Source organism: Oerskovia gallyi (assembly GCF_014836745.1).
Taxonomy (GTDB): Bacteria; Actinomycetota; Actinomycetes; order Actinomycetales; family Cellulomonadaceae; genus Oerskovia; species Oerskovia paurometabola.
The window spans coordinates 166,411-189,349 of sequence record NZ_JACSQE010000007.1 but is presented as its reverse complement, the minus strand read 5'-3'; the positions used below and the strand labels follow the sequence as shown (position 1 = coordinate 189,349).

Here is a 22,939-nt window from a genome sequence, read left to right as displayed (position 1 = left end):
CGGTCAGAAGCGCAACGCCGGGAGCACCTCCTCGGCCGTGACGGCGTACTCGGCCTCCTGGTCGGCGAGGTACGTCTCCCACGCGGCGGCGTCCCAGATCTCGACACGGGTGCCGGCACCGATCACGGCGACGTCCCGGTCGAGCCCCGCGTACGTCCGCAGCGGGGCCGGGATCGAGATCCTGCCCTGCTTGTCCGGGATCTCGTCGCTGGCTCCCGAGAGGAAGACGCGGAGGTAGTCCCTCGCCTGCTTGCTCGTGACGGGGGCCTGGCGGATCTGGTCGTACATCCGGCGGAACTCGTCCATCGGCAGGAGGAACAAGCACCTCTCCTGCCCCCTGGTCATGACCAGCCCCGAGGCGAGCTGTCCACGGAACTTCGCAGGCAGGATGAGCCGTCCCTTGTCGTCGAGCCGAGGGGTGTACGTCCCGAGGAGCAGGCTCGGAGAACCGCTGAACGACTCGTTCATCAGCCTGCACCTCCCCTCCCGCTCCCTCGTCCTCCACAGTACTCCACATGCCTCCACCGGGCCTGGGATATCGGATTCATTTCACCCCTCTTCGCAGAATCTCCGCAGGTCAGAAGGCATGGGCAGCAGTGGAGCGCGCCGCGCGCGTTGCGTCGCCGCTGCGGGGCCTTCGCGGAGTACGCCCGACTCGTCCCCGGTCCGCGCGCCCGGCGGACGATCCCGTGATCCGGACGTGGAGGGAAGTGGGGAGGATGGTCAACTAGGCTCGACCTTCCAGATGCAAGGCGTGACCAACGGAGGTTCTCGTGCTCACCGACTACTCCACCGCGCCACGGCGCGACGGGATCGATCCTCTCGGCGAGCTCGTCGAGGCGACCGGACGGATCCGGACCCGGATCGAGTCGGTGATCTCCGGACGGCCGGAGCTCGTCCACCTGACGGTCGCCGTCCTCCTCGCAGAGGGACACCTCCTCCTCGAGGACGTCCCCGGCGTCGGCAAGACGACGCTCGCCAAGGCGCTCGCCCGGACGATCGACTGCCACGTCGGGCGCATCCAGTTCACACCGGACCTGCTGCCCAGCGACCTCACCGGGGTCAACATCTTCCGCACGGAGACCCACGACTTCGAGTTCCGTCCGGGACCCGTGTTCTCCAACATCGTCATCGGCGACGAGATCAACCGAGCGTCGCCCAAGACCCAGTCCGCCCTGCTCGAGTGCATGGAGGAAGGGCAGACGACGGTCGACGGGACCACGCACCGGCTCCCTCGCCCGTTCCTCGTCGTCGCGACCCAGAACCCCGTCGAGATGGAGGGCACGTACCCCCTCCCCGAGGCGCAGCGGGACCGCTTCATGGCCCGGCTCACGGTCGGCTACCCGGACCTCGACGCCGAGCTCGAGATGCTCGAGCGCCAGGAGTCGGACACCCCGCTCGAGCACATCGAACCGGTCGTCGACGGCCCGACGATCCTGAGGTTCGCCCAGGTCGCCCGGTCCGTCTACGCCTCGCCCGCCGTCAAGCGCTACGTGCTCGCGCTCGTCACCCAGACCAGGGAGCACCCCGGCCTGAAGCTCGGCGCCTCCCCCCGTACCTCGCTCCAGCTGCTGCGCGCCGCCAAGGCGGTCGCCGCGATGGCGGGTCGTGACCACGTCCTGCCGGACGACGTCCAGCTCCTGGCGCAGCCCGTCCTGGCGCACCGGCTGATCCTCTCGACCGAGTCCCGGCTCGCGGGCCGCACGACCGAGCAGGTCGTGCGCTCCCTCGTCGAGGCGACCCCGATCCCGGCCCACACGGCGACGGAACGTCACTGAGGTGCCTGGTCCGCGTCGCGCACCGCGGAGCCCGAGCAGGCTCGCGCGAGTCCGTCCCACCACCCGGGGTACCGCAGTCCTCGCAGCGAGCGTCGCCCTCGTCGCCGCCGGCACCGCCCTCGGCCTCGCGGACCTCGTCGCGCTCGGCGCAGCAGGGCTGCTCGTCGTCGGCGGTGCCTGGGCCTGGATGGCGCTGCGCAGGATCGACCGGGGCCGGGGCGCCCTGCGCGTCTCGCGCCGTGTCGAGCCGGATCCCGCGGTCCGCGGTCATCAGGTCACCACCCGGCTCCTCGTCTCCCCCGTCTCCCCGACCGCGACGGCGCTCGCACGACTCGCTCGGCTGCAGATCAGCGAGCAGGCAGCGGCCGAGCTGTGCGAGCACGACGCGCTGCGCGCGCAGGTCGTCTCGCACCCCGACCGGATCGCCGTCCGCTACCGGCTGCGCCCCGAGCACCGCGGTCGCTGGCCGCTCGGCCCCGTCCTCACCAGCAGGGTGGACGTCTTCGGCCTCGTCCGGGCCGCGCAGCCGCTCGGGGAACGGAGCATGGTCTCCGTCCGCCCGCGCACGACCGAGCTGGCGACACGCGGGTCGCGCGCCTTCGGCGACCTCGCCCGGTCAGCCAACGGTGCGCGCACCTCGTCGAGCGACGACAGCATCCTGAGGGAGTACGTCTCGGGCGACGACCCCCGCCGCGTGCACTGGGCCACGGCCGCCCGCCGAGGACAGCTCATGGTGCGCACCGACGAGAACGCCGGCGTGCCGCCCGTCACCGTGCTCCTCGACCGAGGAGTCCTCCCCCCTCCGGACACCGACAGGTCGTCGCGGGCGGCGCAGGACGGGGAATGGGCGGTCGAGGCGGCGGCCTCGGTCGCCGTCACGCTCCTGGGTGCCGGACACCCGGCCCGGCTCGTCGCGTCGACCGCGGCGCCTGCCCTCGAGGCGTACCCCTACTCGACCGGGCGCGGGAGCGACGGTGCCGCTCAGATCCTCGACGACACGATCGACCTCGAGGGCCACGCCAGCCCGCGTGACGCGGAGCGCGCTCTCGCGGCGACCGCGGACGCGCTGCGAGCCTCTCGACGTCCCGGCGAGCTGACGTTCGCGGTGATCGGCCCTCTCGGCCCCCTCTCCGGGCCGTCGCTCGTCCCGCTGGCGGGAGACGGCAACCACTGGGCCTTCGTCGTCGCCCCCGCGCACGACGACCGGGACGCCGCCGTCCAGGACACCTTGACCAGGCTCCGCACGATCGGGTGGCACGCCGTCGCCGTCGACCCGCGCTCCACCACGATCACCGACGCATGGAACCGACTCATGGAGGAGCACCGGTGACGAGCACGTCCCCCCAGCCAACCCGCCGCGCCTCGCGCGCGACCGTCCTGCGGGTCGTCGCCACCACCGCCCTCGTCGTCGTCGCGACCCTCGCGTCGTTCCGAGCCCTCACGGTGCTCATCGGACCAGGGCAGTGGACCAGCACCGGGACGGCGCTCGTCCTGGTGCTCGCACTCGTGACCGGGGGCACCCGACTCCTGCTCGAGCGCGGTCCTGATGCTCGCTCGCGACGCCACGACGTCGGGCTCAGGGGGATCGTCCCCACGCTGGCGGGACTGGTGGTCGGGGCCTGGGGACTCCTGGCCCTGTTCGGCGGGCCGACCTCACGCGGCATCGACCTCGCGATCAGCGGCGCGAGCATCGATCGCCTCCTGGCCCGCCTCGCGGCGGGGCGGGCACTGATCGCCGCCGAGGTCGCCCCGATCGACCCCTCGTTCCCCCTCGCCCTCATCGCGGTGGCCGGTGCCGCCCTCGTCTTCCTCGCCACCGACCTCGTCGTGGGCGGCCTGCGGTTCCCCGCGGCAGCCGCGCTCCCGCTCCTCGCCCTGTGGATCCCGCCCCTGGTCATCGAAGGCGCCATCCCGCCGCCAGTGTTCGTCGTCACGGTCGTCGCGCTCCTTCTTCTCGTGGCGGTCGACAACCCGCACCTCGCGAGCCGTCGCCGGGGCGCAGCGGCCGCCCCCGTCAGCCCCGCCGCACGGGTCCTGCGTGCCGGAGGAATCCTGGGAGCCACTGCGGCGATCGCCGTGGTGGCGCTCGTCGCGGGCAGCGCCGCCGGCGCGATCCCCCAGATCCTGAGCTCGCCGTGGTCGGCGTTCTTCACGACCGCCGGCCCGACCGAACGCCTGGCCAGCGACCTGGACATGGAGGACGACCTCGGCGCCCGCTCCCAGGAGGTCGCGCTGACCTACGAGTTTCCGCAGGAGGCGGCGCAGGGAGGAACCAGCACCAGCATCGGCCCCCTGCGCATGTTCACGCTGACCGGCTTCGACGGGAAGAGCTGGCGCCGCGGCGACTCGAGGCAAGGCCCCCCGGTCGACGCCGGGCAGGTGCTGTGGCCCACCGGCGCCGAGATCGGGTCGGGCGACCCCCGGACGGTCGACGTCACGCTCCGGACGCTGCGCGACGAGAAGCTGGTCCTGCCGACCGAGCCCAGGTCGATCGACGTCGAGGGCGAGTGGTTCTACGACGACTCCCGGGACGAGGTGTCGGGGAGCTCTGCGACGACGCCAGGCATGACCTACTCGTTCGAGGTCTTCGCGCGCCAGCTGACCGCCGACGCGCTGCGGACCAGCTCGGGCGACGACGTGGACGACCCCAACGTGGTCGAGGTCCCCGACAGCGCGCACCAGGACGAGATCCGCACCCTTGCCGAAGAGATCGTCGCGGGCACCACGACGCGCTACGACGCCGCGGTCGCCCTGCAGTCCTACTTCCGCGACGGAGCCAACTTCACCTACTCCACGCAGGTCCCCGACGGCGCGACCGACGACACGGTGTGGAACTTCCTCCAGGACCGCGAAGGATACTGCGTCCAGTTCGCGACCTCGATGACGATGATGGCCCGCTCGGTCGGGATCCCGGCGCGCCTGGCCGTGGGCTTCCTGCCGGGCGAGCGCACGAGCGACAACGTCTACCAGGTCACCGGCAAGGACTCGCACGCCTGGCCGGAGCTGTACTTCCCGGGTCAGGGATGGGTCAGGTTCGAGCCGACCCCCGCGGTGCAGGCCGGCCCTGTCCCCTCCTGGGCCGACCCGTTGCTCGGCCCGTCGGGTGACGACTCGACGTCCGTGCCCGACGACGTGCCGACGAGCCAGGTCGGCCCGGACGCCACGGCCGGAACCGGTCAGACCACGGCTCCGGCGCCAGGGGCAGGTGCCGGGCAGGAAGACGGCCAGGCGACCTCAGGGGGCGGCTGGGGCGCGGGCATCATCACCCTGGTGGTCGTCCTCGTCCTGTCGGTCGTGGGGTGGGTGGCGGTGCGACGCCGAGGGGGCTCGACCCCCGAGCTCGACGTCGAGTCGACGTGGGCGGACCTCGTCCGGCAGCTCGACGACCTGGGCGTTCGCTGGCAGACGTCCGTCACGCTCCGCCAGGTCCCGGCCGTCGTGGCGAGCCAGGTCGCGCAGAGGACGGGCCGCCACCTCCCGGACACGACGGTCGACGCCCTCGTCGCACTGGCCGCAGAGGTGGAGTCGGAGCGCTACGCGCGCACCTGGTCTCCTCCGCCGCCGAACGACCTGGCCGCGTTGCGTGACCAGGTGGTGGCGGGGGTTCGTGAAGAGCTCAACGACCGCCCTGCTCGCGTCGACGGTCCCAACGCTCTTCCAGTCGGGTGAGGAAGCCCTGACGGGACGCGCCTCCCTTGGCCGAGGCCTTCGGGGGCGTGACCTTGCCGTGCTCGTCCACGACCCCGACCGGACCGGTCGTCGACTTGCGGGGCGCGGAGAACGCGAACGCGACGCCCGCGAACATCACGACGAACCCGGCGACTCCCAGCACCGGCGAGGCCGACGCCGCACCGAACACGAGGAGAAGCAGTCCTCCGACGACGCCGACGCCTGCGGCGACGTAGCGCAGACCCGACTTCCGGGGGCTCGACTGAAGCGTCGTCGCCAACCGCGGATCATCCGAGGTCAGCGCTCTTTCCATCTGTTCCAGTACGCGCTGCTCGTACTCTGACAGAGGCATGGGCACCCCCGGTTCTCAGCGGTTGATATGTGTCCCCCTCAGGATAGTTCTACATCTGCCCGGGTGGTAGTCGAGCGCCGTCGCGTGGACGCCGGGCCGATCGAATTCACCCCAAAACGGTCGCGGATCAGGTCGAGCGCCCGCTCGGCCTCGCGTTGCGCGCCGGACGCCTCCTGCACCGACTCCTCGAGCGTCGGCTGTTCGACCGAGGCGCCCCGACGTTCCAGGTTCTCCGCACGCACACCCACGAGGCGCACGGGCAGGCCACGTCGGTCCACGCCCCGTGCGAGCTCGAGCGCCACGGCGTGGATCTCCTGCGCCACGTCGGTGGGCGAAGCGAGCGTTCGGGAACGCGTGAGCGTGCGGAAGTCCGCCGTCCGGACCTTCACCGACACCGTCCGCGCCACGAACCCCTGGCTGCGCAGGCGGGACGCACACCGGTCCGCGAGGCCCAGCAAGGCCGATCCGATGACCGCGAAGTCGTAGAGGTCCTGCGCGAACGTCGTCTCGGCACCGATGCTCTGCTCGGCACGCCCGGGTTCGACGGGACGGGGGTCCCGACCCCAGGCGAGGTCGTGCAGGTGGGCACCGGCCGCCTTCCCGACCGCGGCCTGCAACGTCGCGACGTCGGTGTCGGCGAGCTCCGCGACGGTCGTGATGCCCCATCCCGCGAGCGTCTTCTCGGTCCGCTCCCCGACCCCCCACAGAGCCCCTGCGGGCAGCGTGCGCAGGAAGGGCACGGTCGAGGCTGCCGGGACCAGCATCAGGCCGTCCGGCTTGGCGTGCGTGGACGCGAGCTTGGCGACGAACTTGGTCGTGGCTATCCCGACGGAGCAGGTGATGCCGACCTCCTGCCGGACCCGCTCCCGCAGACCCTGGGCGATGGACGTCGGCGCGCCCAGCCTGCGACGGGCGCCGCTCACGTCGAGGAACGCCTCGTCGATGCTGATCTGCTCGACGAGCGCCGTGATCTCGTGGACGATCTCCATGACCGCGCGCGAAGCGTCCTGGTACGCCCGGTGGTCAGGAGGCACGATGACGGCTTGCGGGCACAGCCGACGGGCGAGCGCCATGGGCATGGCCGAGTGGACGCCGAACTCGCGCGCCTCGTACGTGGCCGCCAGGACGACGCTGCGCTCGGCCCCGCCGACGATCACGGGCCTCCCCACCAGCTCCGGGCGGCGCGTCAGCTCGACCGAGGCGAAGAAGGCGTCCATGTCGACGTGCAGGATGGAGCAGCCCGTCTCGTCGTCCCCCCAGTCGCGTCGAGCCTGCGTGGCTCGTGGGCCGCGGCTCATCGCACGCCCGCCACGAGGGGCCTCACGAGGCCACGACCCGCAGGGAGGGATGGCGGACGAACCCGACGTCGGGGTCGACGAGCATGGCGACCTCGTCGCGGAAGTCCTCGGCGCAGGCCATGATCTCGTCGGCCTGGCGCGCCTCGACCGCGTCGAAGCGCCCCGCGTCGACTGCGGCCCTGATCCGCGCCCCGCCCGCGAAGTAGACCGACCAGCCTGACAGGCCCGGCTCGACGAGCGCGAGCATGTCCCAGACGGACCGCGCGCGAGACCGCGAGGAGGGCCTGCCACGGAGCGCGACCACGGCGGCCGCGGACCGCAGCGCCCCGAGGTGCGAGTGGACGAAGCGCTCCGCAGGGTCGGCCGTGAGCCCGGCAGCGACCAGCTCGGCGTCGGCACGGGCCAGGAGGCGCGCGACCTCGGGAGCGACGGCCCCCGCTCCCGGGAGCGCCCTGTGCTGTGTGGTCATCGGAACACCTCCATGCCAACTATCGAACACCTGTTCGAATCTGTCAATCCGCTCGGTCAGGTCGACCCGGCGGTCCGGCGACGAGGACGCACCCGCGGTCCAGCACCCCCTACGGTTGACCTCATGGGCCGCAAGACCACCGGGCGCTCGTCCCGTCGTTCCTCAGCATCCACCTCCCCACCCACAGAGACCGTCCCGCCGTCGCGCCGCGGCCGCGCAGGCGCGCGGCCGCAGGGCGCCGAGACCACTCGCGACCTGCCCACCGAGGAGCTTCGCACCTCGACGGGCACCGCCCGGCTGGTGCCGGACCCGGACGGCAGCACGGGCGTCACCCTCCTCGTCAACGGGGTGCCGAGCTCGCACCTGGACCTCGCCGACCCGGGCCTTCTCACGTTCGAGTACATGCAGCAGATGGCGGCGGTCCTCGCCGCGCTCCCGCCCGGCCCCCTGCGGGTCGTCCACCTGGGCGCCGCCGGGTGCACGTTCGCCCGGTACGTCGAGCACGAGCGCCCCGACTCCCGCCAGGTCGCGGTCGACCTGGACGCCGACCTCGTCACGCGCGTGCGCGAGTGGTTCGCGCTCCCCCGTGCCCCCCGCCTGCGGTTGCGCGCCGGCGACGCTCGCGCGGAGCTCGCGACGCTGGCGGACGCGAGCGCGGACGTCGTCGTGCGCGACGTCTTCGCGGGGGACACCACCCCCGAGCACGTCACGACGACGGCCTTCGTGCGCGACGTCCTGCGCGTGCTGCGCCCCGGCGGCCTCTACCTCGCGAACTGCGCCGACCGCCCGCCGCTCGCCCTCGCGCGGGCCGAGCTCGCCACGGCCGTCTCCGCCCTCGCCGCGAGCGGCTCGACCGACCGGGACGTCTGGGACGAGGTGGGTCTGATCGCCGAACCGGGACAGCTCAAGGGGCGCCGCTACGGGAACCTCGTCCTGGTCGCCGTCCGCGGCGCGGCCCCCACCGTGGCCGGCTCGTCCGACACCTCGGCCCCGGCAGGGCTCGACCTGCGCGACGCTGGGCTCGCACGCACGCTGCGCAGCCTGCCCGTCCCGGCCACGCTGCTCACGGGCGAGGAAGCACGCCGGTTCGCCGGCACGGCGGCACCGCTCGAGGACCCACCGGTGCCCGGCCCGCCCACGGACCCGGAGCCGTCGCTCCCGCCCGCCGACGCCACGCCCGCGGGTGCGGCGAACGCGGACGGACGCGACGTCGTCGGGCACGGGAAGGGCTGACGCAGCACGGAGGCCGCACCCCCTGGCGGGGGTACGGCCTCCGACACCGACCCGCGAGAGTCGGCACACGATCAGGGAGATCAGAGCGGGCGGACGTTCTCCGCCTGCGGGCCCTTGGGACCCTGGGTGATCTCGAACTCGACCCGCTGAGCCTCTTCGAGCGACCGGTAGCCCTGGGCCTCGATCGCGGAGTAGTGGACGAAGACGTCGGCGCCGCCGCCGTCCTGGGCGATGAACCCGTAGCCCTTCTCAGCGTTGAACCACTTCACAGAACCCTGCGCCATGCTGTTCCTCGTACCTTCTGTCCATGCGGGGACATCCGCGAACGAACCCTTCGTCCGTTCATCGAGCCGCAGCCACGCGGACCCGCGACGCGCTCCGCGAGGTCCGGTCGTGGCGACCGCCGGTTGGACTGGCACGACCTCGGCGGACCGGGATCGTGCTGCGCCGATACCGGTTCACGCGAAGGCATGTCTCGAGCACGTCACTGCAACGAGACTTAGTTTTGCACGGTGAAGGTGAAGTTCGCCACGTCAAGCGCCGACGAAATACCGTGATTCGTCCGCACAACCTCCGCAGAACCTCCGCGAGCGGACGTCACTCCCCCGTCTGCTGGGCAAGGAAACGTTCGAACTCGGCCCCGAGCTCGTCAGCAGTCGGAATGGGAGCCGACTCGGCGAGCAGGCTCGTGCGGCCCACCGAGCGCGCGAACGCGTCGTACTGCTCCTCGAGCGCGCGCACGACCGCCGTGACCTCCTCCGACTCGGCCATCTGCCGCTCGACCTCGGCCACCGCCTCCTGGGCGCCCGCCGTGAGAGCCGCGACCCGCAGGTCCAGGCCGGTCGACCGCTGGACGTTCTCGAGCGCCACCACGGCCGCGGGCGGGAACGGCGACTGGGCGAGATAGTGCGGCACGTGCACCGTGAAACCCATCGCGTCGTGCCCCGACTCGCCCAGGCGCAGCTCGAGCAGCGAAGCCAGCGAGCCCGGGACCTTGACCGTACCGAACCACGACGTGTGGTCCTCGATGAGCTCGCGGCGCGTCGCGTGCGCCGTCACCGACAGCGGACGCGTGTGCGGGATGCCCATGGGGATGCCGTGGAAGCCCACGACGAGCGACACGTCGAAGCGGTTCACCAGCTCGCGCAGCGCGGCGACCACGCGCTCCCACTGCAGGTCCGGCTCCATGCCGTGCAGGAGCAGGAAGCCCGTGCCCTCGGCGTCCCGCAGGTGGTCGATCGCGAGGAACGGCTCGTCGTACGACGCCCACCGGTCAGCGTCGAACACCATCGTCACGCGCTTCGAGCGGTAGTCCAGGAGCTGGTCCACGTCGAACGTGACCAACCGCGTGACCTCGAACTCCTCGAGCAGGTGCTCGACCGCGAGCTCGCCGGCCGTCCCCGCGTCCACGAACCCGCGGACCGAGTGCAGCATGACCGGGCCCGTCGCACGGACGGCAGCCTCTCCCTGCGCCCCCGTCGCCGCAGGCAGGACGCGCGCCACAGCGCCCTCGTCCACCTCGTAGATCTCTCGTGGGTCCAACACCAGATGCTCCTCCGTCGTCGTCCTCGCCCGCCCAGGTCGTCGGCCGGGCGGTGCCGGCACGGTTCTCGGGCGGTTCGATCACGACAACACCGGGGGCCGCCCGATGCTTCCCGGCACGCTGGCCTGGGCGCTCTCTCGTACGGGCCGGGCACCCCGGCGCGCGACCGCGGGGCGCGCTCAGCGAGCGGGCAGCCGGACGACCGTGACGAAGAAGTCGTCGATCTGACGCACGACGTCGATGAACCGGTCGAAGTCGACCGGCTTGGTCACGTAGGCGTTGGCGTGCAGCGAGTACGACCGCACGACGTCCTCCTCGGCCTCCGACGTCGTCAGCACGACCACCGGGATCTGCCGCAGCGCAGGGTCGGACTTGAGCTCGCCGAGCACCTCGCGACCGTCCATGCGCGGCAGGTTCAGGTCGAGCAGGATCAGGTCGGGCGTCGGGGCGTCGGCGTACTCCCCCTCCTTGCGCAGGAACGCCATCGCGCTCACGCCGTCGCTGACGACCGAGAGACGGTTGGTGACCTTGTGGTCCTCGAAGGCCTCACGCGTCATGAGCACGTCACCGGGGTCGTCCTCGACCAGCAGGACGTCGATCACCTTGTGCCCGTTGCTCATGTCGTCCACCGCGCCGTTCCTCGTCGTCGGGCCCCGGTCCTCCGGAGCCACGCCGTGAGCCTAGTCGACGCGAGACGTCCGGGCGCGGCTGCGCGCGCCGACGGGCGAGCGACGCGGTCGGTCCTCACCCCGCCGACGACGCGGACGGGGCGGCCCCGACCGGGTCGTACTGGTGCGCGATCGTGAACCGGACCGTCGTGCCGCCTCCCGGGGTCTGCTCGATCCAGATCCTGCCCCCGTGGTACTCGACGATCCGCTTGCACAGTGCCAGACCGATCCCGGTCCCCTCGTAGACGTCCTTGGGGTGCAGGCGCTGGAAGATCACGAAGACCCGTTCCGCGTACTGCGCGTCGATGCCGATGCCGTTGTCGGACACCGCGAACTCCCAGGCGGTGTCGAGCGAGCGGACCGCGACGTGCACCACGGGGGGACGCTCGGGGTCCCGGAACTTGATCGCGTTGCCGACGAGGTTGACGAAGAGCTGTTCGAGCAGCGCCCGCTCCCCCCGCACCGTGGGCAGGGGGTCGTGGGTCACGCTCGTGCCGGTCGTCGCGATCTTCTCCTCGAGGTCGGAGAGCACCACGGCGAAGGACTTCTCGAGGTCCACGGGCCCCCTCTCGGTCCCCGTGCGCCCGACGCGCGAGAAACCCAGCAGGTCCTGGATGAGGCGCTGCATGCGCTTCGCGCCGTCGACCGCGAACTCGATGTACTGGTCGGCGCGGTCGTCGAGCTGCCCCCCGTACCGCTTCTGCAGGAGCTGGGTGAACGACGCGACCTTGCGCAACGGCTCCTGCAGGTCGTGCGAGGCCACGTACGCGAACTGCTCCAGGTCGCGGTTGGAGCGCGCCAGCTCCTGCGCCTGCGCCGCGAGCATCTCGTGCGAGTGCTCGACCTCCTCGTGCGACGAGCGGATCTCCGCGACCTGGCTCACGAGCTCTCGGCGCATGTGCTCGACGTCGACCGCGAGCGCCCCGATCTCTCCCGGTGCCTGGACGGCGACGGGTTGGCGCAGGTTCCCGTCGCTCACGACGCGGACCTGGTGGGCGAGCGTCGTGACGGGGTCGGTGATCCAGCGCTTGAGCACGCTCCAGAGGAACCCCCCGACGAGGATCGCGGCGACGACGAGCACGACGACCGAGCCGAACAGCACCTGCGTCCAGATCTCGAGGGATCGGACCTTCTCCTCCCGGACCTCGCGCAGCACCGAGATGTACTCCCGCGTCGCGGTGCGGGCCTGCTCGAAGAGTCGGGCACCCTCGAGCCGTTCGTCGGTCGTGACCGCGTCCGGGCCGTCCTGCCGCACCTTCTCGACCATCGGTACCGCGTACCCGGACGACCAGTCCTGGACGGCTCGGGTCGCGTGGTCGAGCGCCGTCGCGACCTGCGGCGACCTCGTGACGCGCTCGGCCGTGAGGTCGTCGTGGATCGCGCCGGCCCCTTCGTTCTCGAGCGAGCGTTCGAAGGCCTCGAGGCTCAGGGCGGTACCCGTGGCCAGGTAGCCCCGGACCGAGGACTCGGCGTCGATCAGGGTCACGTACGCGCTGTCGGCCTGCGTGACGGCGGTGAAGTACGGGTTCGTGACCTCGTCCTGGTAGCGCACGACGTTGACCAGGGCGACGACCGAGAGGCAGACCACCGCGAGGAGGATCGCGGCGGCGAGCGCGAGGAGCCGGCCGAGCCGGCGCCGCAGCGACGGACCCGTGGGAGGTTCGGTGGTGGTCGCCTCGTCCAGCGCCTCGGGCGCGGGCCTCTCCGGTGCCGGAGCGTCGAGGGGCGCGGTCCCGGGCGCGTCGACCGGTCCGGTCGAGGTCGGTCCGCTCACTGCGACCACTCGTCGGAGTCGGCGAGCGTCGCGGTCCGCTCGCCCCGCGTGTCCTGGTCCGGGCCGCCCCATCCGATCACGAGCACCGCGGCATCGTCCGCGAGGGGCCCGCCGTGCAGGGTTCGCACCCGTCGGAAGAGCCTCTCGACGAGTCCCTCCCCACCGTGCGCGAGCTCGGTGTCGACGGCCGCGACGAGACCGTGGACGCCGAGGCGTTCCCGACGCCCGGGCGTGCCCCCGACGGGGGGCGCGTCGGTCCCCGCGCCCGTGGTGGCCTGTGCGTCCTCGGCGAGGGTCGCCTCGATCAGGCCGTCGGTGTAGAGCATGAGCGCCCAGGGAGCCTCGAGCGGGACGCGCTCGGCGCGCCACCCGCCCGTGACGGGGATGCCGAGCGCCCGGCCGCGCGAGGTCGTTGGAAGCTCCGTGCAGGAGTCCTGCAGGAGCAGCGGGGACATGTGTCCCGCGAGGAAGAGGTCCACGCCGGTGCGGTCCGGCGAGATGACGACCTGGCAGAGGGTCACGAAGACCTCGGGCCTGGCTCGCTCGGGGATCAGGACCCGTTCGACGAGGGGAAGGATCTCGGCAGGGTCGACGTCCGACAGGACGAGGGTGCGCCACGCGGTGCGCAGGGTCGCGCCGAGCGCCGCCTCGTCCGGGCCGTGCCCCGCGACGTCCCCGATCAGGCACAGGACCCGTCCGTCGGGGCGCTCCACGGCGTCGTAGAAGTCTCCGCCCAGCAGGCCGTTGCCGCCGGGGATGTAGCCCACCATCACGGCGATCGACTCGTCGGTCACGAGCGGCTTGGGCAGCAGGGCGTGCTCGAGCCGGGCGGTCTCGGCCGCGCGCACCTCGCTGCGGTAGAGCGCGCGCTGCTGCTCCTTGGAGCGACGGCGCTGGACGGCGTAGCGGACCGAGCGCCCCAGGAGGTCGCCGTCCACCTCTCCCTTGACCAGGTAGTCGTCCGCGCCCGCCGCGACGGCCTGGACCCCGAGGTCGATCCCGGTGTGCCCGGTGAGCACGACCAGCGCGGGCGGGTCCTGACGGGACTGGAGTCGCTCGACGGCGGAGAGCCCGACGGCGTCGGGGAGACCGAGGTCGAGCAGGACGCAGTGCACGTCGTGCAGGCGCAGCATCTCGAGGGCCACGTCGAGGCTCCGTGCGCGGTGCAGCTCGACCTTGACCCGGGCGTCGTCGAGGAGCTCTTCGACGAGGATCGCGTCCCCGTCGTCGTCCTCGACCAGCAGGACGCGCAGGAGGTCCTCCGGGGACAGGACACCCGGAGCCCCTCCCTCCGGACGGGGCGACAAGGGCTCAGTCACCACGACGCGCGCCTCCGACAGTCGCCATGGTTCCCGATCGTAGAGGACGCGGGCGTCTCGTGCTGGGAGGCGGGGTCCCCGCCGCACGGTCCCGGGCGTCGCGGGAGAGCGTGTCCACGCACGACGTCGATGGCGACCGGGGCGCCCTGGATCGGCAATAATGGACGGCTGCGTCGCGGGGTGCGCGAGCGGACCGCGAGGGACGAGACGACAGGACGGAACAGCGTGCGCGAGACGAGCGACCGGACGAGCGGGGCGCCGACCACCGACGAGCAGGTCCGGCCGGAGCGGGACGCCCCGACGCCGGACCGTCGGCACGAGATCAGCAGGGAGCAGGTCGTCGTCGACACGCTCTACGCCCGTCTCGACGAGCTGCGTGCCTCGACCCGCTCACGGCTCGCCGGCGTGCGCCGGTCGGGCCCCTCGGGTTCTCCGCAGAACCGCAGCGAGCGCGACGCCTTCGCGACCCTCTACGAGGACCGGCTCGCCCAGCTCGAGGCGGTCGAGGACCGGCTCGCGTTCGGTCGTCTCGACCTGGACGACGGCGCGACCCGGTACGTCGGGCGCATCGGCCTGTCCGACGAGGACCACGCGTCGATCCTCACGGACTGGCGCGCACCTGCCGCGCAGTCGTTCTACCGCGCGACGGCGGCCCACCCGGACGGCGTTCGTCGCCGTCGCCACCTCGTGACCAAGGGGCGCTCGGTCACGGGCGTCGAGGACGAGGTCCTCGACCTCTCCTCGGGCGCCGCGGCCGACTCGAACCTCTCGGGCGAGGGCGCGCTGCTCGCGGCCATGGCGGCCGGGCGCACGAGCCGCATGGGCGACATCGTCGCCACGATCCAGGCCGAGCAGGACGCGATCATCCGCTCGGAGCTCGCCGGGGCGCTCGTGGTCCAGGGCGGCCCCGGGACGGGCAAGACGGCCGTGGCGCTGCACCGGGCGGCCTACCTGCTGTACGCCCACCGCCGCCTGCTCGAACGCTCGGGCGTGCTCCTCGTCGGGCCGAGCCTGTCCTTCCTGCACTACATCGACCAGGTCCTGCCCTCGCTCGGTGAGACGGGCGTCGTGAGCACGACCATCTCCGAGCTCCTGCCGGGGCTCGTCGCGGACGGGGAGGAGTCGCCCGAGGTCGCCCGGATCAAGGGGCGCGCGTCGTGGGCCAAGGTCGTGCAGCGCGCGGTCCGCGCACGCCAGCGCGTGCCCGCCGCGGACCAGCACCTGCGTATCGACGGCCACGATCTCGTGATCCGCCGCTCCGACGTGCGCGACGCGATCGCGAAGGCTCACCGCACGCACAAGCCGCACAACCTCGCGCGCGTCCCGTTCGTGCGCGAGATGCTGGGTCGGCTCGCGGACCAGTACCTCGCGGAGCTCGGCGGGCCGGTCGCGCCCGAGGAGCGGGCCGAGGTGATCGACGACCTGCGGCGCCAGCGAGAGATCCGGATCGCGCTCAACCTCGCCTGGATGCCGCTGACGCCCGAACGCCTGATCGAGGACCTGTTCGTCAAGCCGCACCGCCTCGCCGAGGCCGCGCCCGACATGTCGCGCGCGGACCGTGCGGCGCTGGTGCGCCCCAAGGGCTCCCCGTGGACCCCGGCGGACGTGCCGCTCCTCGACGAGGCCGCGGAGCTCCTGGGCGAGGACGACCAGGCCGCGCGCGCCCAGGCCAAGGCCGAGGCGGCCGAACGGGCGGCCAGCCTCGACTACGCACGGCAGGTCCTCGAGTCGTCCGGTGCCGGCGGCGGGATCGTCGGTGCGGAGATCCTCGCCGACCGGTTCGCCGGGGGCGGTTCTCGCCTGACCACGGCCGAGCGCGCGGCCCAGGACCGCACGTGGACCTACGCGCACGTCGTGGTCGACGAGGCGCAGGAGCTGTCCGCGATGGCGTGGCGGGCCCTGGTGCGGCGCTGCCCCACCCGGTCGATGACCATCGTCGGCGACGTCGCCCAGACGTCCTCGCTCGCGGGAGCACGGTCGTGGGCGAGCATGCTCGACCCGTTGCTGCGCAGCTCGTGGCGCCTCGCGACCCTCACGGTCAACTACCGCACACCCACGCAGATCGCCGACACCGCACAGCGGTTCGCCGCGGCCCACCGTCTCCCGACGTCCTCGCTCACCTCGGCACGCGACGTCCCGGGGGCGCTCGTCCTGTCCCCCGTAGCGGGCGGGGAGGACCCGCTGGCCGAGGTGGCCGCCCGGGTCCGGTCGGCCCTGGCGGAGTTCGTCGGGCCCGACGGCGCAGGCCGGGTCGCGGTCGTCGCGCCGGCGCACCGGCTGACGGACGTGCGCGAGCACCTGACCCGCGTCCACCTGACCGACCCGTTGCTCACCGGCTCCGCGGCCGAGGTCGAGGGCGCCCTGGGAGCCGCGCTCACGGTCCTGAGCCCGACCCAGGCCAAGGGGCTCGAGTTCGATGCGGTCGTCCTGCTGGAGCCCGCCGACGTCCTCGCGGCGACCTCCGGGGCGTCCGAGCTCTACGTCGCGATGACCCGCCCGACGCAGCGGCTCGTGGTGGTGCACTCACGCCCCCTCCCCCAGGGCTTCGCCGACTGACCGGAGGAGATCGCGTCGTCCGAGGGACAAGACTCGTTTGGTGCTCGCACCAACTCGGCGCACCATAGACACGTGCTACGCGCCCTCCTCCTTGAAAACCTGCACCCCCTCGCCACCTCGATCCTCGAGTCCGCCGGTATCGACGTGACCGTGCGCACCGGGGCCATGGACGAGTCCGAGCTGATCGAGGCCCTCGAGGGTGTGAACATCCTCGGTATCCGGTCCAAGACCAACGTCACGGCCCGGGTGATCGAGTCCTCCCCGGACCTGATCGCGATCGGCGCGTTCTGCATCGGGACCAACCAGATCGACCTCAAGGCCGCGGCGTCGCACGGCGTCGCGACCTTCAACGCGCCGTTCTCGAACACGCGCTCGGTCGTCGAGATCGCGCTCGCCGAGATCATCGCGCTGACCCGCCGCCTGACCGAGCGCGACCGCGCGCTGCACGAGGGCATCTGGGACAAGTCCGCCGAGGGCGCCCACGAGGTCCGCGGCCGCACCCTGGGCATCATCGGGTACGGCAACATCGGCACGCAGCTCTCGGTGGTCGCCGAGGCGCTGGGCATGTCGGTCGTCTTCTACGACACGGCCGAGAAGCTCGCCCTGGGCAACGCGCGCCGCATGGACAGCCTCGACGAGCTCCTCGAGACGGCCGACGTCGTCACGCTCCACGTCGACGGGCGCGGTGGCAACGCCGGCCTGTTCGGCGAGAAGCAGCTCTCGCGCATGCGCCAGGGCTCGATCCTGCTCAATCTCTCGCGCGGCTTCGTCGTCGACACCGTCGCGCTGCGCGAGGCGATCCTCTCCGGGCACCTGTCGGGCGCAGCCATCGACGTGTTCCCCGAGGAGCCCAAGAAGCGCGGCGACCACTTCGACTCGGAGCTGCGCGGCCTGCCGAACGTCATCCTCACCCCGCACATCGGCGGCTCGACCGAGGAGGCGCAGGAGTCCATCGGCCAGTTCGTCGCCGGGAAGCTCCGCGACTACCTCGCGACCGGGTCGACGACCCTCAGCGTCAACATGCCGAACCTCGCGCTCGAGCAGAGCACGGGCGTCAGCCGGATCGCCCACCTGCACCGCAACACCCCGGGCGTGCTCGCGGCCGTGAACGCGGTCCTCGCCGAGCACGGCACGAACATCGAGGGCCAGATGCTCGCGACGCGTGGCGAGCTCGGCTACGTGGTGACCGACGTCGGCGCAGAGCTCCTGCCCGCGGCCATCGACGAGCTGCAGGCCATGGACGCGACCGTCAAGCTGCGCGTGCTGTCCTGACCGCAGCCCACAGGGCATGAGGAAGGGGACCAGCCCGCCGGGCTGGTCCCCTTCCTCATGTCGTGCAGGTGCGGGGGAACCTCGCAGGTTCCCGGCCGCCACTCAGCCGGACTTGCGGCGGAACGTGCGCTGCACAGGTCCGACGGTCTCCGACCCGTGGACGGAGCCCGTGTTCGAGCCGCCGTCCGCAGTGCGGTGGCTCGCGGCGTTCTTACGGTCGAGCGCCTCGCGGAACTTCGCCTTGGCGTCCTCGCTGGGCGTGGTCGCGGGTGTCTCGTCCTTGGACGTCGTCATCGGCGGGCCTCCTTCTCTCGGTGGATCAGGCGCGCCGTCGGGCGCTCCCGTGCCCCAGCCTGTCGCACCCGGCGAGGTAACGCCAGCGAATACCACCGGGTACGGTCGAGACATGTCGCACAAAGCGCCGGAGCCGGGCTCCGGGATGCCCTTCGCCCGTGCCGGACGCTCCGGCCTCGTCCTGCCCCGCCTCTCCCTCGGCCTCTGGCAGAACTTCGGGGAGCCGACGCCCTTCTCCGCGCAGCGCGAGCTGGTCCTGCACGCCCACGAGCGGGGGGTCGTGCACTTCGACCTCGCGAACAACTACGGGCCGCCGCCCGGGTCCGCAGAGGCTGCCTTCGGGCGCCTGCTGGCCTCGGATCTCCGAGGGCATCGCGACGAGCTCCTGATCTCGACCAAGGCGGGCTACCGCATGGGCCCAGGGCCCTACGGCGAGGGCGGTTCGCGCAAGTACCTGCTGTCGTCGCTCGACGCGTCGCTGCGCCGACTCGGCACCGACCACGTGGACGTCTTCTACTCCCACCGGTTCGATCCCACCACGCCGCTCGAGGAGACGATCGGTGCACTCGCCACGGCGGTGTCCTCGGGCCGGGCCACGTACGCGGCCGTCTCCTCGTACTCGGCGAGGCGTACGACCGAGGCCCTCGCGGTCGCCGACGACCTCGGCCTGCCCCTGGTGCTGCACCAGCCGTCGTACTCGATGCTGAACCGGTGGATCGAGGTGCCCGACTCGAGCGGACGCAGCCTGCTCGACGTCGCCGGCGACTCGGGCACCGGACTGATCGTCTTCTCGCCGCTGGCCCAGGGCATGCTCTCGGACCGGTACCTCGACGGCGTACCGTCCGACTCGCGCGCGGCTCGCTCGGCGTCGCTGCGGCCCGAGCACCTCGCCCCGGAGAACCTGGCCCGGATCCGCGCGCTGCGCGACGTCGCGGCCGGCCGCGGAGAGCCGCTCGCCCGGACGGCGGTCGCCTGGACGCTGCGCGACCCGCGTGTCACGTCGGTCCTCGTCGGGGCCCGGACCACGGCGCAGGTCGACGACAACCTCTCGGCCCTCGACGCGCCGCCCTTCACGACCGACGAGCTCACGGCGATCGACGCCGTGACGACCGAGCTCACGCCCGACGGGAGCCGTCGACCTCTGGACACCGGCATCAACATCTGGGCGGCGCGCTCGAGCGACCTCTAGCAGGGCCCTCGCGACCGCTTGCTGGTCCCGAGCGAGGGATCAGGCGCGATCCGGGACCACGTCGGCCGCAGGCTCGTCGTCCGTCGCGCCGGCCTCGGACCCGGCACCGCCGAACGCCGCCTCGCGCTCCTCACGCTCGGCCCGGAGGGAGTTGATCGCCGACTCGAAGTCCTCGAGCGAGTCGAACGCCTGGTAGACGCTCGCGAACCGCAGGTAGGCGACCTCGTCGAGCTCCCGCAGGGGACCGAGGATGGCCAGCCCGATCTCGTACGCGTCCAGCTCCGCGCTACCACCGGCCCGGAGCGACTCCTCGACCTTCTGCGCGAGGACCGCCAGGTCGTCCTCGTTGACCGGGCGCCCTTGGCAGGCCTTGCGCACGCCGGTCACGATCTTCTCCCGGCTGAACGGCTCGGTCACTCCAGAGCGCTTGACGACCGACAGGCTCGCCGTCTCGATCGTCGTGAAGCGGCGGTTGCAGGCAGGGCACTGTCTGCGACGACGGATCGAGGCACCGTCGTCGGAGGTCCGCGAGTCGACGACCCGGGAGTCCGCGTGCCGACAGAACGGACAGTGCATGAGGCGGTACTCCTGTGGGTCTGCGCGAGTGCTCCGTGGCGGTCGCCACGGACGGTGCGTCCCGAACCTATGTCTCGACCCTGACGAGGCGCAAGACGCCCCGCCACGACGAGACAGCGCGACGCGTTCCACACGCCGGTCAGCACACATGAGAACGGAGGTGGCCGATGATCGGCCACCTCCGTCGGGACGCCCCCGTCCCCATCTCACGTTCGCGACTCGCCTCGCGAACGTCGACGCAACTGCGGAGACGCGCTGGCGCGCCTCCTCCTCACCGACCGACCCCCCAGCCGGGTTGGTGAGGCAGCACTAACTTAGGGGAACCTAATGCGATTGCGCAAGCCCTCCGGGCACGGGTCCTCACAGCGAGGGCAGAATCACCCCGGGCCGAAGGGCTGCCGACGCCTGAGCGGCACGGAACCCTCGACCGGTCAGCGCGCGAAGTCGGGGTCGACCGGCAGCAGGAGCTGCTGCCCGACCTGGAGCCCGGTCGACGAGAGGTTGTTGAGCTCGGCGAGCTCCGCCATCACGTCTCGCACGTCCCGGCCGCCCGATGCCAGGGCGGACGCGTGCTGCCACAAGGTCTCCCCCGCCTCGACGACGTGGATCCGGACCTCGACCGGCTCGCCGGGGCCGGACGCCACCGCACGGGCGCCCCACAGGGCCCCGAGGGCGAGGACCGTCGCGACGAGCAGTACCAGGACGACACGGCCTCGCGTGGTCAGCCGCAGCGGAGCCTCGGCCTGCCCCTGAGGACGACGCTCGACACGCCACCCGTCCGTCGCGCCCATCGCGGTGATCACACTCATAGCCACTCCTTCGTCCGTGGCGCCCGAACCGCCTTCCCCGGTCGGTTCGAACACCTGTTCGTCGAACATCTGTACGATTTCTATCACCGTCGGGCGCCGATGTCGAGACATGCTCGAACATGTGTTTGATTCGTGTCGCCGCGTGACCTACGCTGTTCGAGTACTGGTCGTCCGATATGTCGGACGCCCGGCGGTGGGACGTCCCGCCCCCGGGCTGACGAGATCGCCGCGGCCACGCTCAGGAGCCGGTGCCGCTCGCGGCGCCCCTCCGCAGGACAGGGACCGAGACGGCCGAGCAGGGCGGAGACGACGATGGCGGGACGGGTGGCCGACACCACGGGCAGGCTCGCGAAGGTGCACGAGCTGCCCGACGGCACGACGGGCGGGGACGGTCTCACACCGCGCCAGCGGCTCGTGCTCGAGACGATCCGCGCGTCGGTCGACCAGCGGGGCTACCCGCCGAGCATGCGCGAGATCGGCGAGGCCGTCGGCCTGACGAGCCCGTCGAGCGTCAAGCACCAGCTCACGACGCTCGAGCGCAAGGGCTACCTGCGTCGCGACCCCAACCGCCCCCGCGCGATCGAGGTCGTCCAGCACGACGACGCGCGGTCCATCGCAGCGCTTCCCGGCAGCGCGTTCCCGCGCGTCGAGGGCATCGACACGACCGAGGACTCACCCGAGCGCCCCACGCCGTCGTACGTCCCCGTCGTGGGACGCATCGCCGCCGGTGGTCCCATCCTGGCCGAGCAGGTCGTCGAGGACGTGTTCCCCCTCCCCCGCCAGCTCGTCGGCGACGGCGAGCTCTTCCTGCTGCGCGTGGCCGGTGACTCGATGATCGACGCCGCGATCTGCGACGGCGACTGGGTCGTGGTCCGTCGCCAGCCCGTCGCCGAGAACGGCGAGATCGTCGCCGCGATGATCGACGGCGAGGCGACCGTCAAGACGTTCAAGCGCATCGACAAGCACGTGTGGCTCATGCCGCACAACGCGGCGTACCGGCCCATCTCGGGGGACGACGCCCAGATCCTCGGCCGGGTCGTCTCGGTCCTGCGGAGCCTCTGAGCACAGCGTCCCGCCGGCCCCCAGGGACCGGCGCTCAGCACGACGAAGGGGACGGCCCGGTGGGCCGTCCCCTTCGTCGTGCCCGGCGCCCGTCACGGGCACCGAGGGGACGACTACAGTCCGAAGCTCTTGGCGACGGCGCGCACCGAGTCCGCGGACGCCCGGAGGCCCGCGAGCTCGTGGTCCGACAGCGGGACCTCGATCCGCTCGCCGCAGCCACGCCGCTCGAGCAGCGAGGGGACGGAGAGGCAGACGTCGCTGATCCCGTGGAAGTCCTCGAGGAGCGAGGACACCGGCAGGACCCGGTGCTCGTCGTCGAGGACGGCCTCGATGATGCGGGTCGCGGCGAGCGCGACGGCGTAGTTCGTGGCGCCCTTGCCCTCGATGATGCGGTAGGCCGACTGCACGACCTCGTGCGCGATGTCCTCGCGCACCTCGGCCGTGAGCGGTCCCCGACCCTTGAGCCCCTGCCACTCGAGCAGCGGCACCCCGCTGATCGTCGCCGAGCTCCAGAGCGGGATCTCGCTGTCCCCGTGCTCTCCGGCGATGTACGCGTGCACGTTCTGGACCGCGACGCCGCAGTGCTGCGCGACGAGGAACCGCAGCCTCGAGGAGTCCAGGACCGTGCCGCTCCCGAAGAGCTGGTTCGGCGGCAGTCCCGAGTACTTGAGGGCCGCGTACGTGACCACGTCGACCGGGTTGGTCACCATGATGTAGACGGCGTTGGGCGCCACCTCGACGAGGCCGGGCAGGATCTTGCGCACGAGGGAGATCGTCGCCTCGGCGAGGTCCAGCCGTGTCTGCCCGGGCTTCTGCTTGGCCCCGGCAGTGAAGACCACGACGTCCGCGTCGGCGCACACCGCCACGTCGTCGGAGCCCTCGACCTTGGCCATGGGCATGAACTGGATGCCGTGCTGGAGGTCGAGGACCTCGGCCTCGACCTTGGTCCGGTTGATGTCGAGCAGGCTCACGGTGTGAGCGGCTCCACGCATGAGCGCCGCGTAGGCGAGGGTCGATCCGACGGAACCTGCGCCGACGATCGCGAGCTTGGTGGTACGGGCGGGCACTGTGCCTCCTG

21 protein-coding genes are annotated in these 22,939 nt (G+C 72.1%); 8 read left to right on the top strand and 13 right to left on the bottom strand.

All coding sequences use genetic code 11. The annotated features are described in order from the left end of the window. Positions 1-3: 3 nt before the first annotated feature. Positions 4-438 (bottom strand): division/cell wall cluster transcriptional repressor MraZ, encoded by a 435-nt coding sequence (gene mraZ, locus H9640_RS10580; RefSeq protein ID WP_191790737.1) that lies wholly within the window; start codon positions 436-438, stop codon positions 4-6. A 335-nt stretch (positions 439-773) separates the two neighbouring features. Here mraZ and H9640_RS10575 point away from each other — a divergent pair, with 335 nt between their 5' ends. From H9640_RS10575 to H9640_RS10565, 3 genes are read left to right on the top strand one after another with little or no spacing between them, the layout of a single operon-like run. Beyond that, on the top strand, positions 774-1,778 hold the full coding sequence (locus H9640_RS10575; RefSeq protein ID WP_307824053.1) for an AAA family ATPase: 1,005 nt from the start codon (positions 774-776) through the stop codon (positions 1,776-1,778). A gap of 1 nt (position 1,779) precedes the next feature. After that, on the top strand, positions 1,780-3,108 hold the full coding sequence (locus H9640_RS19635) for a DUF58 domain-containing protein (protein WP_191790660.1): 1,329 nt from the start codon (positions 1,780-1,782) through the stop codon (positions 3,106-3,108). Then, complete coding sequence (locus H9640_RS10565; RefSeq protein ID WP_191790659.1) at positions 3,105-5,447, top strand: transglutaminase family protein; 2,343 nt, start codon at positions 3,105-3,107, stop codon at positions 5,445-5,447. The genes H9640_RS19635 and H9640_RS10565 overlap by 4 nt, the downstream gene beginning before the upstream one ends. Here H9640_RS10565 and H9640_RS10560 read toward each other — a convergent pair. From H9640_RS10560 to H9640_RS10550, 3 genes are all read right to left on the bottom strand, one after another. After that, positions 5,395-5,760: a DUF3040 domain-containing protein gene (locus H9640_RS10560; protein WP_372440708.1), complete on the bottom strand. Its 366-nt coding sequence runs from the start codon at positions 5,758-5,760 to the stop codon at positions 5,395-5,397. The genes H9640_RS10565 and H9640_RS10560 overlap by 53 nt on opposite strands. A gap of 77 nt (positions 5,761-5,837) precedes the next feature. Then, positions 5,838-7,097, bottom strand: a complete 1,260-nt coding sequence (dinB, locus tag H9640_RS10555) for a DNA polymerase IV (protein WP_191790657.1) — start codon at positions 7,095-7,097, stop codon at positions 5,838-5,840. A 22-nt stretch (positions 7,098-7,119) separates the two neighbouring features. Continuing rightward, positions 7,120-7,566: an SAV_6107 family HEPN domain-containing protein gene (locus tag H9640_RS10550; protein ID WP_191790656.1), complete on the bottom strand. Its 447-nt coding sequence runs from the start codon at positions 7,564-7,566 to the stop codon at positions 7,120-7,122. Positions 7,567-7,689: 123 nt separating this feature from the next. On the opposite strand from H9640_RS10550, the gene H9640_RS10545 reads away from it, so the two are divergent. After that, entirely contained in the window at positions 7,690-8,799 is a 1,110-nt protein-coding gene (locus H9640_RS10545) for a spermidine synthase (RefSeq protein ID WP_191790655.1), read from the top strand. 80 nt (positions 8,800-8,879) lie between these two features. Here H9640_RS10545 and H9640_RS10540 read toward each other — a convergent pair whose 3' ends face one another. From H9640_RS10540 to H9640_RS10520, 5 genes are all read right to left on the bottom strand, one after another. Next, on the bottom strand, positions 8,880-9,083 hold the full coding sequence (locus H9640_RS10540; RefSeq protein ID WP_030150522.1) for a cold-shock protein: 204 nt from the start codon (positions 9,081-9,083) through the stop codon (positions 8,880-8,882). A gap of 313 nt (positions 9,084-9,396) precedes the next feature. Then, a complete protein-coding gene (locus tag H9640_RS10535; RefSeq protein WP_191790654.1) occupies positions 9,397-10,344 on the bottom strand; it encodes a proteasome assembly chaperone family protein in 948 nt (315 codons plus the stop codon). Positions 10,345-10,521: 177 nt separating this feature from the next. Next, a complete protein-coding gene (locus H9640_RS10530; protein WP_030150524.1) occupies positions 10,522-10,962 on the bottom strand; it encodes a response regulator in 441 nt (146 codons plus the stop codon). 124 nt (positions 10,963-11,086) lie between these two features. Beyond that, on the bottom strand, positions 11,087-12,784 hold the full coding sequence (locus tag H9640_RS10525; protein ID WP_318243734.1) for a sensor histidine kinase: 1,698 nt from the start codon (positions 12,782-12,784) through the stop codon (positions 11,087-11,089). Further along, a complete protein-coding gene (locus H9640_RS10520) occupies positions 12,781-14,106 on the bottom strand; it encodes a PP2C family protein-serine/threonine phosphatase (RefSeq protein ID WP_307824051.1) in 1,326 nt (441 codons plus the stop codon). The genes H9640_RS10525 and H9640_RS10520 overlap by 4 nt, the downstream gene beginning before the upstream one ends. Before the next feature lie 318 nt (positions 14,107-14,424). On the opposite strand from H9640_RS10520, the gene H9640_RS10515 reads away from it, so the two are divergent. Continuing rightward, entirely contained in the window at positions 14,425-16,659 is a 2,235-nt protein-coding gene (locus H9640_RS10515) for a HelD family protein (protein ID WP_191790734.1), read from the top strand. Positions 16,660-16,731: 72 nt separating this feature from the next. Beyond that, a complete protein-coding gene (gene serA / locus H9640_RS10510; RefSeq protein ID WP_191790652.1) occupies positions 16,732-17,931 on the top strand; it encodes a phosphoglycerate dehydrogenase in 1,200 nt (399 codons plus the stop codon). A gap of 102 nt (positions 17,932-18,033) precedes the next feature. On the opposite strand, the gene H9640_RS10505 is transcribed toward serA, so the two are convergent. Further along, entirely contained in the window at positions 18,034-18,225 is a 192-nt protein-coding gene (locus H9640_RS10505) for a DUF5302 domain-containing protein (protein WP_191790651.1), read from the bottom strand. 112 nt (positions 18,226-18,337) lie between these two features. Here H9640_RS10505 and H9640_RS10500 point away from each other — a divergent pair, with 112 nt between their 5' ends. Continuing rightward, entirely contained in the window at positions 18,338-19,414 is a 1,077-nt protein-coding gene (locus H9640_RS10500; protein WP_191790650.1) for an aldo/keto reductase, read from the top strand. 39 nt (positions 19,415-19,453) lie between these two features. Here H9640_RS10500 and nrdR read toward each other — a convergent pair whose 3' ends face one another. Both nrdR and H9640_RS10490 read right to left on the bottom strand, forming a co-directional pair. Continuing rightward, entirely contained in the window at positions 19,454-19,990 is a 537-nt protein-coding gene (gene nrdR, locus H9640_RS10495) for a transcriptional regulator NrdR (RefSeq protein ID WP_191790649.1), read from the bottom strand. Positions 19,991-20,421: 431 nt separating this feature from the next. Then, positions 20,422-20,799: a LysM peptidoglycan-binding domain-containing protein gene (locus H9640_RS10490; RefSeq protein ID WP_191790648.1), complete on the bottom strand. Its 378-nt coding sequence runs from the start codon at positions 20,797-20,799 to the stop codon at positions 20,422-20,424. Positions 20,800-21,111: 312 nt separating this feature from the next. Between H9640_RS10490 and lexA the strand changes: the two genes are divergently transcribed. After that, on the top strand, positions 21,112-21,861 hold the full coding sequence (gene lexA / locus H9640_RS10485) for a transcriptional repressor LexA (protein ID WP_191790647.1): 750 nt from the start codon (positions 21,112-21,114) through the stop codon (positions 21,859-21,861). A gap of 113 nt (positions 21,862-21,974) precedes the next feature. On the opposite strand, the gene H9640_RS10480 is transcribed toward lexA, so the two are convergent. Continuing rightward, complete coding sequence (locus H9640_RS10480; protein WP_318243733.1) at positions 21,975-22,928, bottom strand: L-lactate dehydrogenase; 954 nt, start codon at positions 22,926-22,928, stop codon at positions 21,975-21,977. Positions 22,929-22,939 lie beyond the last annotated feature (11 nt).

Coding starts and splice junctions, on each gene's coding strand:
- H9640_RS10560 (WP_372440708.1), bottom strand. CDS start 5,760: ATGGAAAGAGCGCTGACCTCGGATGATCCGCGGTTGGCGACGACGCTT.
- dinB (WP_191790657.1), bottom strand. CDS start 7,097: ATGAGCCGCGGCCCACGAGCCACGCAGGCTCGACGCGACTGGGGGGAC.
- H9640_RS10550 (WP_191790656.1), bottom strand. CDS start 7,566: ATGACCACACAGCACAGGGCGCTCCCGGGAGCGGGGGCCGTCGCTCCC.
- H9640_RS10545 (WP_191790655.1), top strand. CDS start 7,690: ATGGGCCGCAAGACCACCGGGCGCTCGTCCCGTCGTTCCTCAGCATCC.
- H9640_RS10540 (WP_030150522.1), bottom strand. CDS start 9,083: ATGGCGCAGGGTTCTGTGAAGTGGTTCAACGCTGAGAAGGGCTACGGG.
- H9640_RS10530 (WP_030150524.1), bottom strand. CDS start 10,962: ATGAGCAACGGGCACAAGGTGATCGACGTCCTGCTGGTCGAGGACGAC.
- H9640_RS10505 (WP_191790651.1), bottom strand. CDS start 18,225: ATGACGACGTCCAAGGACGAGACACCCGCGACCACGCCCAGCGAGGAC.
- H9640_RS10500 (WP_191790650.1), top strand. CDS start 18,338: ATGTCGCACAAAGCGCCGGAGCCGGGCTCCGGGATGCCCTTCGCCCGT.
- nrdR (WP_191790649.1), bottom strand. CDS start 19,990: ATGCACTGTCCGTTCTGTCGGCACGCGGACTCCCGGGTCGTCGACTCG.
- H9640_RS10490 (WP_191790648.1), bottom strand. CDS start 20,799: ATGAGTGTGATCACCGCGATGGGCGCGACGGACGGGTGGCGTGTCGAG.
- lexA (WP_191790647.1), top strand. CDS start 21,112: ATGGCGGGACGGGTGGCCGACACCACGGGCAGGCTCGCGAAGGTGCAC.